The following is a 13,990-nucleotide window of genomic DNA, read 5'->3' on the forward strand; positions in this document are numbered from 1 at the left end:
GCACGATGTTCGCTCTTGCGAACGCAAGAACGTTGTGCGTACATTGTTCGCAACAGCAGAACGTTGTACGCAACGCCGTGAGAAGAGAGCTTCCGATGAATCCGATCGAGACCCGCAATCCGAAGCGCTGGTGGATTCTGGTCGTGCTGTGCCTCAGCACGCTGGTCCTGGTCATCGACAATTTCGTGCTGGCCGTCGCGGTGCCGCCGCTGGCCGAGGACCTGAATGCGAGCGCACAGGACATCCAGTGGATCCTGGACTCCTACATCCTGGTCTTCGCCGGCCTGCTGCTCACCTCGGGCAGCCTGGCCGACCGGTTCGGCAGGCGCCGGGTGATGATCATCGGCCTTGTCTTGTTCGGACTTGCCTCACTCGGCGCGACGCTGGCGTCGAGTCCGATCGAGATGATCGTGGCCCGCACCGTCATGGGTGTCGGTGGCGCACTGGTACTTCCGAGCACGTTGTCGATCCTGATCACCGTGTTCGACGATGCGGAGCGCCGCAAGGCGATGAGCTTCTGGAGCGCCGCCTCGGTACTCGGACTGGTCGGCGGGCCGGTGCTCGGCGGCGTGCTGATCGCGCACTTCTGGTGGGGCGCCGCGTTTTTGATCAACATTCCGGTAGCGATCGTGGCCATCATCGCCGCGGTGGTGCTGATGCCGGAGTCCAAGGGGCCGTGGACCGCGCCCGACGTGCCCGGTGCGGTGCTGTCCATGGTCGGCATGACCGCGCTGGTATGGACCATCATCGAATTCCCCAAGGGCGGTTTCGATCACGCCTCCACGCTGAGCACGCTGGCCATCGCGATCGTCAGCCTGGCCGCATTCATCGTGTGGGAGAAGCGCGTCGAGCACCCGATGGTCCCGCTCGACCTCTTCCGCAACCGTGACTTCACCGGCGGCAGCCTGTCGCTGACCCTGGTCCAGGTCGCCAACGGTGGTCTGCTGCTTGTGCTCACCCAGTACCTGCAGTTCGTGCTCGGCTACTCGCCGACCAAGGCCGGGCTGGCCTTCATTCCGATGATGGTGGCCTCCATCGCGTTCAACGGACTCGGCGCGAGTCTCGGCAGCAAGGTCGGCAACCGGACACTCGCCGTCACCGGCATGCTCGTCTCCGCGGTCGGCCTCGGCCTGCTGGCCGGCCTGTCGGCGGACAGCGGTTTCGGGATGCTCGCACTGGCCCTCGTGATCCTCGGCGCCGGTGCGGGATTGGCGCAGCCCGCCGCCATCGCCGCACTGATGGGCGCGGTGCCGCAGGAGCAGGCCGGGGTCGGGTCCGCGCTGAACGACACAATTCAGCAGGCGGGTGCCGCGCTCGGCATCGCGGTGCTCGGCAGCATCCTGTCCAGCACCTACACCAGCGCCATGCCGGACTCGGTACCCGAGGCCGCCAGGCATTCGATCGGTGACGCGCTGGCGCTGGCCGCGCGCACCGGCGACACCGCCTTGTTCGGCACCGCGCGGGAGGCGTTCAGCGACGCCATGTCGGTCAGCTTCCTGGCGGGTGGTGCGGGCATCCTGGCCGGCGCGGTCATTGCGCTGGTCGTCATGCGCAACAAGAAGAACGCCACGGTGGAGGCGTTGGACGAGGCCGCACTCGTCGAGTAGGACAACGAAAAGACCGGCTCGACTACTCGTCGAACCGGTCTTTTCGCATGAATTGCGTTCTATCCGTTCAGAATTCGCCGAGGACGTTGAACACGGTTCGCCCGCTGTGCCCGCCGTGCTGAATGGCGTGCAGCACCTCGGTGGCGTCGGTGATGGCGGCGAAGTGGGTGAGCGACGAAAGGTGTTGCGGACGCAGCTCGTTCGCGAGACGGCCCCACAGCTCGCGGCGCTGCTCGATCGGCAGGAAGACGGAGTCGATGCCGAGCAGGCTGACACCGCGCAGGATGAACGGCAGCACCGTGGTGGGCAGACCCGATCCGCCGGTCAGCCCGCTGACCGCGACCGCGCCGCCGTAACCGGTGGCGCTGAGCACGTAGGCGAGCGACTTGCCGCCGACGCTGTCGATCGCGGCCGCCCAGCGGGCCTTGTTCAGCGGTCGCGGCTTCGCGTCGGGGTCCTCGGGCAGCCGGCCGATCACCTCGTTGGCGCCGATCTCGGCGAGCAGTTCACCCGCGTCGGTCTTGCCGGTGGAGGCGATGATCTCGTAGCCGAGGCCGGACAGGATGTCGATGCTCACGCTACCGACGCCGCCGGTCGCGCCGGTGACCAGCACCGCGCCCGTCTCCGGGGTGATGCCGTGATCGAGCAGCGCCTGCACGCTCAGACCGGCGGTGAAGCCCGCGGTGCCGAGCGCGGCGGCGTCGCGCGGACTCAGGCCGTCGAGCTTCACCACCCAATCGGCGGGGACCCTGGCGTACTCGGCGAACCCGCCGTTGTGGGAGACGCCGATGTCGTAACCGTGCGCCACCACCAGGTCGCCCGGCGCGAAATCGTCGTCCTCGGAGGACACCACCTCGCCGGTGATGTCGATGCCGGGGATGATCGGATACTTGCGCACCACCCCGCCACCGGGCGTGATCGCCAGCCCGTCCTTATAGTTCGCGCTGGAGAAATGCACCTTGATCGTCACCTCACCGGGGCCGAGGAAATCCTCCCCGACCTCCTGCTTGGTCAGCACGATCCCGCTGTCCGCTTCATGCGCCACCATCGCCCAGAACTCCATGCGACGAGCATACGAGCGTCGGCCCGCGTCCGCGCGGCTCCCGTGCGTCCGCGCCGGGAGCCGACGAGCTACTCCGGCACGAGTTCGAGGCGGACGCCGAGCAGGCGGATCGGGCGGTCGAGCGGGAAGCGGTCGATGATGCGCAGGGCGGTGTCGGTGATCTCGGCGGGGTCGATGGTGGGCGTGGGGAGTTTCGCCTGCTTGCTGCGGGTGTAGAAGGTGTTGGTGCGGACGGTGACCGAGACCCGGGTGCCGACGCGGCCCGCTTCGGCCATCTCCTCGGCCACCTCGGTGGCGAGGCGGGCTACCTGGGCGCGGATCTCGGCGGGGTCGGTGAGGTCGCGGGGGAAGGTCTCGGATTTGCTGCGACCCACCGGGACTCTTGGCTCGGTGGTGACATCGGTGTCGCCTTTGCCGTGGCCGAGGACCCAGAGGTAAGGGCCGGTGGTCGGGCCGAATTCGGCGGCGAGGCGCTGCCGGTCGGCGGCCATCAGGTCGGCGACGGTGTGGATGCCGAGGTCGGCGAGCCGGGCGGCGATCCGAGTGCCGATGCCCCACAGGGCATTCGTCGGGCGGTGCGCCATGACCTCGGTCCAGTTCGCGGCGGTGAGGCGGAAAATGCCTGCGGCCGCGCCCGGGTCGGTGGCCGGTCCGGCGGCGGACTTGCCCGTCGATTTGGCGAAGCCGGTGGCCAGTTTGGCGGTGAGCTTGTTGTCGCCGATACCGATCGCGCAGGTCAGCTCCAATTGCTCGATGGCACTGCGGATTTCGCGGGCGAGGGCCTCGGGCTCGGCGGTGTCGGTGGCGAGGAAGGCCTCGTCCCAGCCCCACACCTCGACGCGGCCGGGAAAGGTCCGCAGCAGCGACATGACCTCCTCCGACGCCTCCTCGTAGCTGGCCATGTCCAACGGCAGGAACACGCCCTCCGGACACTTGCGCTGGGCGCTGCGCAGCGCCATCCCGGCCCGCACGCCGAACGCGCGCGCCGGATAGGACGCGCAGGTCACCACCTTGCGCGGCTCGGCGGGATCGCCGTTGCCGCCGACGATGACCGGCAGGCCGCGCAGCTCCGGGTGCCTGCGGAACTCCACCGCTGCCTGGAACTGATCGAGATCGACATGCAGCAGCCACCTGGCCATATGTCCGTCTTACCGCACGGGGGTGACAGACAGCCGGACTTCCGGCCCGATCGGCGTTGACGGCGGCGTCTCGCGCGCCACCAGGCCGTACGATTCGGGGAGAACCACCAAAGGGGGAGCACTCCTATGACCGATCCGCAGGACGAGCCCACCGCGCTGCCCGAGGTTCGCGTCGGCCACGCCGACCGGGAGATCGCCGCTCGGCAGCTGCACCTCGCGGTCGAGGAGGGTCGGCTGGATCTGCTGGAGCTGGATCGGCGACTCGTCACCGTCTACTCGGCGCGGACCACCGATGAGCTGGTGGCCGTCACGGCGGATCTGCCCGCGACCGCGGCGGCCCGCGAACCGATCGAGCTCAGTGTCGGCAGCGGGACGCGCAAGAAGGGCGGGCAGTGGATCGTGCCCGCCGAGATCACCGCCGAGTGCAGCTCCGGCACCATCGCCATCGACTTCACCCAGGCCTTCTGCCCGCATCGCGAGGTGGCGCTGCACGCGTCGGTCGGCTCCGGCACCCTCGAACTGATCGTGCCGCGTGGGTGGATGGTCGACGTGGACCGGGTGCGGGCCAAGAGCGGTGATGTGCGCAGCAAGGTCACCGAGTCGGTTCGGCCCGGCGCGCCGCTGTTGCGGGTGGATGGTCGGGTCGGTTCCGGCACGCTCCTCGCGCGCTATCCGCGGCGACCCCGCCGCACCTTCCTGGCCTGGTTGCTGGGTAAGCCGCGCCCGGCCTGACTCGACCGTATTGCCGATCGGGCCATTGCGCGGTCCGAAAAACAGAACTAAATTCTGGTTATGAAGATTCGAGATCGGTTGCTGTTAGCGGCCGAGCGCCAGTTCGCGGAGCAGGGGGCGCTGGAGGCGACACTGGCCCAGATCCGCGACGCGGCGGGTGCCAGCGTCGGCGCTCTCTACCACCACTTTCCGGACAAGGCGGACCTGTATCGGCAGGTGTGGGCCAACGCGCTCGTCGACTACCAGCAGCACTTCTGGGCGGCGGTCGGCGACAGCGCCGATGCCAGGGCGGGGATCACGGCGGGGGTACGGGAACACCTGCGCTGGGTGGCCGAGAACCAATACCGGGCAAAAGTTCTCACCTCTGCCCGGCCGCCGGGGGTGCGGGAAAGTGACAGCAATCGCGAGTTCCTGCGCAATGTCCTGCGCTGGTGGCGCACGCACGCCGGATACGGGGCGGTGCGCGATCTGTCGTTCGATCTGGTCTACGCGCTGTGGCTCGGGCCCGCGCAGGAATACAGCCGACAGTGGCTCGGCGGCGACATGCTCGTCGCGCCGACCGACGTCGCGGACGACCTCGCCGACGCGGCGTGGCTCGCATTGCGAACCCCCTGACCGTTGAAAACCGCTTCGCCCCAACGACTATCGCGCCCCGACACGTGAACGAAGGACAGCTGATGACCGCGACCATCGATATCGACCTCGCCAAGAAGGTCCTCGCCGCACAACCCTTCGCCGAGCTGGTCGGCACCGAGATCGCCGAATTCGGCGACGGCACCGTCACTCTGGTGATCCCCATCCGCCCCGAACTCGGCCAGCAGTTCGGCTTCGTGCACGGCGGCGTGCTGTCCTACGCGGCCGACAACGCGCTCACCTTCGCCGCGGGCACCGCCCTCGGCCCCAACGTGCTGACCGGCGGCTTCACCATCACCTACCTGCGCCCCGCCGCCGGCCTGCGGCTACGGGCCGTCGCCACCGTCACCGACGCCACCCGCCGCCAAGCCGTGGTCCGCTGCGAGATCTTCGCCGAGGATGCCGACACCGAGCCGGTGCTGTGCGCGGTCGCGCAGGGCACCACACGGTCGGTCGAGCGCGAACTGGTGAGCAACACCTGACAACTCACCGCGAGGCAATCGAACGGCCCTGCACCGCATAGGAAAGGGCCGGGTACCTCGTGAGGTACCCGGCCCTTCCTTTTCGCCGTCAGGCGGTGGCCGCGAAGGCCCGCCCGTCCAAGGCCGGTTCGGCGACCGGCTCGATGGCGTAGGCCAGGATGTCGGCCACGTCAGCGACGGGGCGGACATCCAGTGCGGCAAGCACTTCGGCCGGGACGTCGTCCAGGTCCGGCTCGTTGCGGGCCGGGATGAACACCGTCTTCAGGCCGGCCCGCTGCGCGGCGAGCAGCTTCTGCTTGACGCCGCCGATCGGCAGCACCCGCCCGTTCAGCGTGACCTCACCGGTCATGCCGACATCGGCGCGCACCTGCCTGCCGAGCGCCAGCGACACCAAGGCGGTGACCATGGTGACACCCGCCGACGGCCCGTCCTTGGGGACCGCGCCCGCCGGGAAGTGCACGTGGATATTGCGATCCAGCACCGAGGGCTCGATGCCGATCTCTTCCAGGTGTGAGCGCACGTAGGTCAGCGCGATCTGCGCGGACTCCTTCATCACGTCGCCGAGCTGGCCGGTCAGGGTCAGCGAGCGTTCGCCCTCCGCGGCGTTGGCCTCGATGTAGAGGACGTCGCCGCCGAGACCGGTGACCGCGAGTCCGGTCGCCACACCCGGCACCGCAGTGCGTTCCACCGAGTCCGGGGTGAACCGCGGACGGCCCAGGTACTCCTTCAGATCGTCCAGGTCGATCAACAGCGCCTGCTTCGCCGGACTGTCGGACTGCACCAGTGCGTCGTAGCCCAGTTCGGCGTCGTAACCCAGCTCGGCTGTGCCCGAGTCGGTGCCGACCTCGGACAGGCGCGTCGCGGCCTTACGCAACGCCTTGGCGATCAACCGTTCCATCTGCCGCACCCCGGCTTCCCGGGTGTAGTTGGCGGCGATCTCGCGCAGCGCCGCGTCGGTGACGGTCACCTCGTCGGTGGTCAGCGCGTTGCGCTCCAGCTGCCTCGGCACCAGGAAGTCGCGGGCGATGTCGACCTTGTCGTCCTCGGTGTAGCCGTCCACCGTGATCAGCTCCATCCGGTCCAGCAGCGGGCCGGGAATGGTCTCCATGACGTTGGCGGTGGCGATGAACAGCACGTCGGACAGGTCGAGATCCAGGTCGAGGTAGTGATCGCGGAACGTGTGGTTCTGCGCCGGATCCAGCACCTCGAGCAGCGCGGCAGCCGGGTCGCCCCGGAAGTCCGAGCCCACCTTGTCGATCTCGTCCAGCAGGACAACGGGGTTCATCGAACCCGCCTCCTTGATGGCGCGGACGATCCGGCCGGGCAGCGCGCCGACATAGGTGCGCCGGTGGCCACGGATCTCGGCCTCGTCGCGCACGCCGCCGAGGGCGACCCGGACGAACTTGCGACCCATCGCGCGGGCCACGGATTCCCCGAGCGAGGTCTTGCCGACGCCGGGCGGGCCGACCAGCGCGAGCACCGCGCCGGAGCCGCGTCCGCCGACGACCTCCAGTCCACGTGCGGCGCGCCGGGAACGCACGGCCAGGTACTCGACCATCCGGTCCTTGACCTCGTCCAGGCCGTGGTGATCGGCGTCCAGCACCGCGCGGGCGGTCGAGACGTCGGTGCTGTCGGTGGTGCGCACCGTCCACGGCAACTCGAGCACGGTGTCGAGCCAGGTCCGGATCCAACCGGACTCCGGGCTCTGGTCGCTGGCGCGCTCCAGCCTGCCGACCTCGCGCAGGGCCTCGGCGCGGACATTGTCCGGCAGGTCGGCCTGCTCGACCCTGGTGCGGTAGTCGTCGGCGCCGTCCGGCTCGTCCTCGCCGAGCTCCTTGCGGATCGCGTTGAGCTGCTGGCGCAGCAGGAACTCGCGCTGGCTCTTCTCCAAACCCTCGCGCACGTCGTCGCTGATCTTCTCGGTGACCTCGGCCTCGGCGATGTGGGCCTTGGTCCACTCGATCAGCGTCTTCAAACGCTGTGTGACATCGGGGGTTTCGAGCAGTTCACGCTTCTGATCGTCGGTCAGGTACGGCGCGTAGCCCGCGGTGTCGGCGATCGCCGACGGGTCACTCAGCTGATTGACCGCGTCGATGATCTGCCAGGCCTCGCGCCGCTGCAGCACCGAGACGACCAGCTTCTTGTACTCGGCGGCCAGCTCTTTCGTCCGGCCGTCCGGGGTGGGCACCTCGACCGGTTCCGCCTCGACCCACAGCGCGGCACCCGGCCCGGTCACCCCGTGCCCGATCTTGGCCCGCCGTTCGGCCTTCAACACGGCAGCGGGCGCGCCACCGCGCATCCGGCCGACCTGTTCGATGGTGGCGACCACGCCGTAAGAGGCGTAGCCCTCGGTCAGCCGCGGCGCGAGCAGCACGGCATCGGTCTTGGCGGCGCGCGCGGCGTCGATGGCGGCCTGCGCCGATTCGTCCAGTTCGATGGGCACGACCATGCCCGGCAGCACGATCGGATCGGTCAGGAACAGCACCGGCAGGTTCTGTGGTGTAGTCACGTGTTCGACCCTTCCAAAAGTTGAGCGATACCAACTCAACCCCACCCCCCACCACTTTGTTCCGAACTTTTCCCACGTTCGCTCTGGGCGAAGAACTACTCCACGACCGTTAGTCGTCGTAGTGGCTTCCCACCTGCACAACGACAATCTCGGTATCGCTGACGTAGTAGACCAACCGGTGCTCCTGGCTGATCCGGCGCGACCAGTGCCCGGCGAGCTGATGCCGCAGCGGCTCGGGTTTGCCGATCCCGGCGAACGGATCGGCAAGCACGGCGTTGATCATCTTGTTCGCCGCCTTCAGTACCGCGCGATCCCTGGCCAGCCAGGATGCATAGCTACGCCACCCCTGAGCGGTGAATGTCAGCTTTCGATCGGGCACGCCATCAGGCCTTCCGTCGGCGTGGATGCGCGGACCGATGGCTCGTGGTCGTGCCGTCCGGCTCGGCTACCCACACCGACACCAATTCGTCTGACGCGGCGACGCGATCCAACTCGTCCATAAAGCGCTTGAAGCGATCTGCGGAATCGGTGCGCCCTGCGTTGTCACCCCAGAACTTCTCAGCGAGTGCCCACAGCTTCGCGGCGGGCGCGACCGCGTATCGCTGCGCTCCCTCGGCATGAAGTTCGGTCGGAACGTCGTCGGCTTCCGGTTCGTCGCGGAACGCCTTGGGCTCGACCACCCAGACCACGTCACCGCGGCGCAGCGTGAAAGCCCGAGTCGGCCGTTCGGCCGAGGTCTCCTCGTCCGGGTCGATGAGGGCATGAGCCTCCGTGTGCCCTTCGCGTGCGTCTCGGGCCGAGGCCAGCAGTTGCGCACCGCCGTGGGTCTGGAGCACGTACAACGTCTCCATGATCGAGTTCCAATCAGACTCGGCCATGAGCACGGCGTTCTCACCGGTCTTGGTAACCACGGTCACTTGATCGTGGTCTTCATTGACCTTCTTCACCAGCCCGAACAGGTCCTGACGAACGGTCGAGATCGGTAGTGCTGACATCGGCAATCCCCCTTCAAAGTCGTACGACATATCGTACATCCTTTTCGTACAACATGTCGTACTACTTATGACGGCGGCCGAAACTTCGCTGCCAGGGTCCGTCGCTGTCCCCTGCTCTCAGGCACCCTTCGGGGCGTAGTGGAGCGCGGTGATACCGCACTCGAAGGGGGTAGCGGCGACGGTTCGGAGGGGTTGGTAGGTACCGGGGGCGAAGACGGGGAGGCCGGTGCCGATGGCGGTGGGGTTGACGAAGAGGTGGAGTTCGTCGATGAGTTCGGCGGCGATCAGGGCGGCGGCGAGGGTGGCGCCGCCGTAGACGATGAGGTCGCCGCCGGGCTGGTTCTTGAGGTCGGTGACGGTTTTGGTGAGGTCACCGTTGGCGATGGTGGCGTTGGGCCAGGGGATTCGGTGAGGGTGTTGGAGAAGACGATCTTGGGGGTGTTGTTCATCCAGTCGATGGTTTCCTGGTCCTCGCCGTCGGCCTCGGTGCGGTTGGCCCAGACCGGGATGAAACCCTCGGCGAGGTTGCGGCCGAGGACGATGGTGTCGACCGAGGCCATCAGGTTGTTGATGTAGGCGCCGACGTCGTCGGTCCAGGGGAAGGTCATCCAGTCCATTTCGCCGTTCGGGCCGCCCATGTAGCCGTCGGCGCTGGTCTGGACCTGGAGCTTGAGCTTGCGCATGAGGTGCTTCCTTTCGTGGGGCGAATCCTTTTGCGAACCCGCCGTGCTGGTGTGTCCCTACTGTGCTCGGACCGGTTTACGGATTGTTTACGGTCCGCTGCGGATCTACCCGAACTGGGCATTCGAGACGGCCCGGTTCCCGAGGAATCGACCCGAACTGGCTTACCGTGGAGGCGACTGCACCGCTGGTCGGCGGCAGTTTCTCGCCTAGAGCGCGCCATCGAGTGAGAACGCCGAGGGGAGCACATGAGCCAGCCGATCCGCACCGGCAACGACTGGAAGCAGGCGGGGCTGGTGCTCGCGGTGGTCGCGGCGCTGCTCGTCATCCCCGCGGTCGTCGCCGCACTCGTGCCGGTCAGGGAGACCGCGGTCGCCCCGGACAGTGTGATCGAATTGACCGCGCCGGGAACGGAGCCGGACACCGTCGCCTTCGGCGGAGTAGGCGGCTGGCACCGCAGACCGACGGGCGACCAGACGACCGCCGTGCTCATCGCGCCGGATGGTTCGCGACTCGCGGTGAGTGTGATCGACGGTGTCACGGACTTCCCCGAAGCCGTCGAGTGGCGACGAAAAGTACTCGACGTCCAGGGTTTCGACGCCTACTTCGACGGCGGCGAGGTCAAGACACCGAACGGCTTCAGCGGGCCGACCTGCCGCGGCACCGACCGGGCGGGGGTCTGCGCCATTCTCGGCAACGACAATCTGGCGGTCACACTGGTGCTCATCGGCGACGACGCCACGTTGCCCGAACTGGCACCGGTACTCGACTCGCTGACGGTGCGCCGATGAGCTGGCTCCAGCCGAAGTCGGCCCTGTGGTGGGTGTACTGCCTGACCTCGCTGCTCGGCCTGGTCGGCCTCGCACTCCAGCTGGCCCCGGTCGCCGCGCTGACCTGGCGCGACATTCTGGTCGGCCTGCCGTTCACGCTGGCGACCCTGGTCGTATTCGGCTGGCTGATCCTGCATTTGGATCGGCTCCGCGCGCACCGGCGGATCAGGACACCGCTCGTCATGGGCTTTGCCTGGGGCGCGATGGCCGGCCCAGGCATCGCCCTGTTCGCCAACGACCACAACATGCGCATCATCCAGAACCTGGCCGGTGACGCGTTCGCGATGGATTGGCAGGCCCCGATCTCCGCCGCGATCGTGGAGGAGGCGATCAAGGGGATCGGCGTCTTCACCGTCGCGTGGCTCGGCAGGCCGCTGCTGAATCGGCCGATCCATGGACTGCTGCTCGGCGGCTGCACCGGCCTCGGCTTCCAGGTCGTCGAGAACATCACCTACTCGGCCAACGCAGGATTGCTTTCGGCGCAAGACGATCCCGCGAACGCGATGCTGGTCGGCTTCGTGCGGCTGCTCACCGGAATCACCTCCCACTGGATGCTCACCGCCCTGGCGGGTATCGGCATCGTGCTCGCGGTGGCCCGCGCGGACTGGCCGGGCAGGCGGCGCGCACAGGTCTTGGTCCAGTTCTATCTGCTCGGTGCCGCACTGCATTTCGGCTGGGACGCGCCGAGCCCGGCGAGCGTCCCGGTCGGCTCGATCGCGGCGCGCACGGTCCTGTACATCCTGATCTTCGCCGTCGTCTACACCTGGGTGCTGCGCACCGAACGCCACTGGTTCCGCGCGGTGGTCGGCTGGGCGGTGACCAGGGGGATCGCACCGGCCGGCGAGCTGAGCACCTTGATCTCCCGGCAGAGCAGGCGTCGGGCCCGCAACGCCGAACGGCTGAGCGGTCGATACAACCGTCGCGACCTGCTGCGCAGGCAACGTACGCTGCTCGACTGGGTTCAGGAGACCGGCGCGCGATCCGGTATCCGCGTGCCATGACGCGACTACCCGCGTTTGGTGATCACCACCGGTTTCACCGCGGTGGGGATATCGCCGAAGGCCGCGACCGGCACCCCGAACGCGGCGGCGAGTATCTCGCGCGGCAGCGAATTCACCGTGGCCACGATGCCGATGTCGTCGTTGGGTTCCTGGGCGCTGGTATTGAAGACCACCAGCACCTGCAGGGGTTGCTCGGTGCTCGAGTTGGCGAAGTAGTGGAAGAAGCCCTGCGGCACGAACACCAGATCGCCCTGCTTCGCCTCGAAGGCGTCGCTGCGGTAGGTGCCGTCGGGGTGGGTGCCGAGAATCGTCCAGTCGGCCTTGCCGGAGATGATGTAGTTGAGCTCCCACGCCGTCGGATGCCAGTGCGGCTCGCGGAGGCCGCCGATCTCGAGTTCGACGTAGTACACCGACGCCTGCTGGCCCGTCAGCACCGGGAAGGTGCCCTCGTGTGCGCCGCGCAGGGTGCCGCCGTCGTATCGGTTCGGCTCGGCCGAGGTGAGCCGGAACAGGTGCGCCTCGGTGTCGAGTTTCGCATTCGCGTCCGACGCGGGCGTCGCGCTGCCGTGCTCGGCCCTGGCCGCGCCGCCCGCCGTCGCGGCGAGCGCCCCGCCGAGCGCCGCGCCACCGAGGGCGGCGCCGGTCCCGATCACCCGGCGCCTGCTCAACCGGGCCTCGTCAGCATCGGCGGGTAGGTCTTCGGGCACTGGCTTTTCGGACACGCGACCTCCTGCGACGTCGGCGGTCCGCGACCGCGCGAAGGGGATGTCAGGCTCACGCCCAGGTCCAGCTCGGGCGCGCTCATGGTAGCCCCGCGATGCGATCGCAACCCCTATCCCGCGCCGCGTTGACACTCGCTCCGGCGCAATGACAATGTTGGGGCCTTGATACCTCATACCGGCGGTTCCGCCGGTTCGGCCTAGGGAGATCCATCGATGAGTTCACTCGCCGCAGGCGTGTTCATCGATTGGGAGGATCTGACGGGCCAGTCCAAGTTCGTGGTCGATCTGGTGACGTTCCCGATCTTCAGCGCGCTGGCGGGCTGGCTGACCAACTGGACCGGCGTGCTGATGTTGTTCTGGCCGGAACGATTTCGCGGCGTCCGCATTCCAGGACTGCACCTGCTGTACCCGTACTTCCCGCGCCGGGTGCAGGTGCTGCCGACGTTCTCCGGCGACGGACGCCGACTCGGCTTCCAGGGGTTCATCCCGGCACGGGCCGAGAAGATGGCCAGCATCTGCGTCGACAAGGCGCTGATGCGGATCGGCAGCCCGCGCGACTTCATCCACGAACTCGACCTGGACGGCATCGCCGACTATGTCGCGGTGCTCGCCCGTAAGCAGGTGCAGCCGCTGGTCGACGAGCTGATGAACCGGGAGAACCCCGAGCTGTGGCGTTCGGTGCCGCGCGCCGCGAAACAGGTCATCTACCAGCGGGTGGATCGGGAGATGCCCGCACTGTCGCGGCGCGCGTTCGAATCATTGGGCGACAACGTCGATCAGCTCATCGACATCAAGAGCTTCGTCATCCGGTACCTGCAGGACAACCCCGGCATTCTGAAGGATCTGACCACCACGATCGCGGCGCCGGAGCTGCGCTTCATGGTCCGGATCGGGCTGCTCGGCGCGCCGTTCGGCCTGCTGCTCGCGCTGTATCTGCATGTACACCACCGCATTCCGGTGTTCGGCTGGGTGCCGGGTTGGGTGATCGTGCTGCTCGCCTCGGCGGCGATCGGCGTGATCGTCAATGTCATCGCGGTCAAGATGGTGTTCGAGCCGGGCGACCCGCAGCCCTGGTACAGGTACCTGTGGCGGCAGGCGCTGCTGGCAAAACGGCAGCCGCAGGCGGCGACCGACCTCGCCCACATCCTCGCCTACCAGGTGCTCACGCTGCCGAACCTGTCGAAGGAACTGCTGGACGGACCCAACGGCGACAAGACCCGGCAGCTGCTGGAGCGGCTGATCTCCGACGAGATCCACCGGCAGCTCGGCCCGACCACCTCGTTCGTCCGCGCGGCTCTCGGGCGCCGCCAGTTCGACAATCTCAAGGCGGGTGCGGCCGGGGCGGCCGTCGGGCTCGCGCCGAGTCTGGTGGAGGACGAGGAGTTCACCAGGGAGCAGGCCAAGACCATCGACGTGTTCGCGGCGCGCAAGCTGCGTCAGCTGACGCCGGGGGAGTTCATGGAGATGTTCTATGCCTCGGTCGAGCAGGACGCGTGGCTGCTCTATCTGCACGGCGCGGTGCTCGGGCTGGTCGTCGGTGCCTCGCATCTGATCGTTTTCGGCTGGTAGACAGCGCTTCTGGGGCCTCATCAGAAA

At 67.9% G+C, this 13,990-nt stretch carries 15 protein-coding genes; 7 read left to right on the forward strand and 8 right to left on the reverse strand.

What is annotated here, in order from left to right:
* The first annotated feature begins 95 nt into the window (after positions 1-95).
* Positions 96-1,607, forward strand: coding sequence for an MFS transporter (locus ACIHA7_RS25175; protein ID WP_397293413.1), 1,512 nt, complete (start codon positions 96-98; stop codon positions 1,605-1,607).
* A 67-nt stretch (positions 1,608-1,674) separates the two neighbouring features.
* On the opposite strand, the gene ACIHA7_RS25180 is transcribed toward ACIHA7_RS25175, so the two are convergent.
* Both ACIHA7_RS25180 and ACIHA7_RS25185 read right to left on the reverse strand, forming a co-directional pair.
* The gene (locus ACIHA7_RS25180; RefSeq protein ID WP_397293414.1) at positions 1,675-2,670 is read right to left on the reverse strand and encodes an oxidoreductase; all 996 of its coding nucleotides are present in this window, start codon (positions 2,668-2,670) and stop codon (positions 1,675-1,677) included.
* Between the two features lie 68 nt (positions 2,671-2,738).
* Positions 2,739-3,809 carry a DNA polymerase IV gene (locus ACIHA7_RS25185; RefSeq protein WP_397293415.1) on the reverse strand — a complete coding sequence of 357 codons (1,071 nt, stop codon included), beginning with the start codon at positions 3,807-3,809 and terminating at the stop codon, positions 2,739-2,741.
* A 126-nt stretch (positions 3,810-3,935) separates the two neighbouring features.
* Here ACIHA7_RS25185 and ACIHA7_RS25190 point away from each other — a divergent pair, with 126 nt between their 5' ends.
* The 3 genes from ACIHA7_RS25190 (at position 3,936) to ACIHA7_RS25200 (ending at position 5,656) form a co-directional block, all read left to right on the forward strand.
* Positions 3,936-4,541: a DUF1707 domain-containing protein gene (locus ACIHA7_RS25190; RefSeq protein WP_397293416.1), complete on the forward strand. Its 606-nt coding sequence runs from the start codon at positions 3,936-3,938 to the stop codon at positions 4,539-4,541.
* 60 nt (positions 4,542-4,601) lie between these two features.
* Positions 4,602-5,156 (forward strand): TetR/AcrR family transcriptional regulator, encoded by a 555-nt coding sequence (locus tag ACIHA7_RS25195; RefSeq protein ID WP_397293417.1) that lies wholly within the window; start codon positions 4,602-4,604, stop codon positions 5,154-5,156.
* Between the two features lie 62 nt (positions 5,157-5,218).
* Positions 5,219-5,656: a PaaI family thioesterase gene (locus tag ACIHA7_RS25200; protein WP_397293418.1), complete on the forward strand. Its 438-nt coding sequence runs from the start codon at positions 5,219-5,221 to the stop codon at positions 5,654-5,656.
* Between the two features lie 88 nt (positions 5,657-5,744).
* Here the strand turns inward: ACIHA7_RS25200 and lon are convergent, their stop codons facing one another.
* The 5 genes from lon to ACIHA7_RS25225 all read right to left on the reverse strand — a co-directional run bounded on the left by lon (position 5,745) and on the right by ACIHA7_RS25225 (position 9,843).
* Positions 5,745-8,105, reverse strand: coding sequence for an endopeptidase La (gene lon / locus ACIHA7_RS25205; RefSeq protein ID WP_397293847.1), 2,361 nt, complete (start codon positions 8,103-8,105; stop codon positions 5,745-5,747).
* Positions 8,106-8,274: 169 nt separating this feature from the next.
* A complete protein-coding gene (locus ACIHA7_RS25210) occupies positions 8,275-8,544 on the reverse strand; it encodes a Txe/YoeB family addiction module toxin (RefSeq protein ID WP_397293419.1) in 270 nt (89 codons plus the stop codon).
* Between the two features lie 4 nt (positions 8,545-8,548).
* Positions 8,549-9,160: a type II toxin-antitoxin system Phd/YefM family antitoxin gene (locus ACIHA7_RS25215; protein ID WP_397293420.1), complete on the reverse strand. Its 612-nt coding sequence runs from the start codon at positions 9,158-9,160 to the stop codon at positions 8,549-8,551.
* Positions 9,161-9,277: 117 nt separating this feature from the next.
* Complete coding sequence (locus ACIHA7_RS25220) at positions 9,278-9,544, reverse strand: dihydrofolate reductase family protein (protein WP_397293848.1); 267 nt, start codon at positions 9,542-9,544, stop codon at positions 9,278-9,280.
* A complete protein-coding gene (locus tag ACIHA7_RS25225) occupies positions 9,445-9,843 on the reverse strand; it encodes a dihydrofolate reductase family protein (RefSeq protein WP_397293421.1) in 399 nt (132 codons plus the stop codon). Before ACIHA7_RS25225 ends, ACIHA7_RS25220 begins: the two co-directional genes overlap by 100 nt.
* Before the next feature lie 246 nt (positions 9,844-10,089).
* Here ACIHA7_RS25225 and ACIHA7_RS25230 point away from each other — a divergent pair, with 246 nt between their 5' ends.
* Both ACIHA7_RS25230 and ACIHA7_RS25235 read left to right on the forward strand, forming a co-directional pair.
* Positions 10,090-10,632 carry a hypothetical protein gene (locus ACIHA7_RS25230; protein WP_397293422.1) on the forward strand — a complete coding sequence of 181 codons (543 nt, stop codon included), beginning with the start codon at positions 10,090-10,092 and terminating at the stop codon, positions 10,630-10,632.
* Positions 10,629-11,672, forward strand: a complete 1,044-nt coding sequence (locus tag ACIHA7_RS25235) for a PrsW family intramembrane metalloprotease (RefSeq protein ID WP_397293423.1) — start codon at positions 10,629-10,631, stop codon at positions 11,670-11,672. The genes ACIHA7_RS25230 and ACIHA7_RS25235 overlap by 4 nt, the downstream gene beginning before the upstream one ends.
* Before the next feature lie 5 nt (positions 11,673-11,677).
* On the opposite strand, the gene ACIHA7_RS25240 is transcribed toward ACIHA7_RS25235, so the two are convergent.
* Entirely contained in the window at positions 11,678-12,394 is a 717-nt protein-coding gene (locus tag ACIHA7_RS25240) for a cupin domain-containing protein (RefSeq protein ID WP_397293424.1), read from the reverse strand.
* A 213-nt stretch (positions 12,395-12,607) separates the two neighbouring features.
* Here ACIHA7_RS25240 and ACIHA7_RS25245 point away from each other — a divergent pair, with 213 nt between their 5' ends.
* On the forward strand, positions 12,608-13,963 hold the full coding sequence (locus tag ACIHA7_RS25245) for a hypothetical protein (RefSeq protein ID WP_397293425.1): 1,356 nt from the start codon (positions 12,608-12,610) through the stop codon (positions 13,961-13,963).
* Positions 13,964-13,990 lie beyond the last annotated feature (27 nt).

Origin of the sequence: Nocardia sp. NPDC052316 (assembly GCF_044547795.1) — a bacterium.
GTDB lineage: Bacteria > Actinomycetota > Actinomycetes > Mycobacteriales > Mycobacteriaceae > Nocardia.

Excerpts from the sequence above, each read along its gene's own strand:
- ACIHA7_RS25175 (WP_397293413.1), top strand. The coding sequence starts at position 96 with ATGAATCCGATCGAGACCCGCAATCCGAAGCGCTGGTGGATTCTGGTC.
- ACIHA7_RS25180 (WP_397293414.1), bottom strand. The coding sequence starts at position 2,670 with ATGGAGTTCTGGGCGATGGTGGCGCATGAAGCGGACAGCGGGATCGTG.
- ACIHA7_RS25185 (WP_397293415.1), bottom strand. The coding sequence starts at position 3,809 with ATGGCCAGGTGGCTGCTGCATGTCGATCTCGATCAGTTCCAGGCAGCG.
- ACIHA7_RS25190 (WP_397293416.1), top strand. The coding sequence starts at position 3,936 with ATGACCGATCCGCAGGACGAGCCCACCGCGCTGCCCGAGGTTCGCGTC.
- ACIHA7_RS25195 (WP_397293417.1), top strand. The coding sequence starts at position 4,602 with ATGAAGATTCGAGATCGGTTGCTGTTAGCGGCCGAGCGCCAGTTCGCG.
- ACIHA7_RS25200 (WP_397293418.1), top strand. The coding sequence starts at position 5,219 with ATGACCGCGACCATCGATATCGACCTCGCCAAGAAGGTCCTCGCCGCA.
- lon (WP_397293847.1), bottom strand. The coding sequence starts at position 8,105 with ATGGTCGTGCCCATCGAACTGGACGAATCGGCGCAGGCCGCCATCGAC.
- ACIHA7_RS25215 (WP_397293420.1), bottom strand. The coding sequence starts at position 9,160 with ATGTCAGCACTACCGATCTCGACCGTTCGTCAGGACCTGTTCGGGCTG.
- ACIHA7_RS25225 (WP_397293421.1), bottom strand. The coding sequence starts at position 9,843 with ATGCGCAAGCTCAAGCTCCAGGTCCAGACCAGCGCCGACGGCTACATG.
- ACIHA7_RS25230 (WP_397293422.1), top strand. The coding sequence starts at position 10,090 with ATGAGCCAGCCGATCCGCACCGGCAACGACTGGAAGCAGGCGGGGCTG.
- ACIHA7_RS25235 (WP_397293423.1), top strand. The coding sequence starts at position 10,629 with ATGAGCTGGCTCCAGCCGAAGTCGGCCCTGTGGTGGGTGTACTGCCTG.
- ACIHA7_RS25245 (WP_397293425.1), top strand. The coding sequence starts at position 12,608 with ATGAGTTCACTCGCCGCAGGCGTGTTCATCGATTGGGAGGATCTGACG.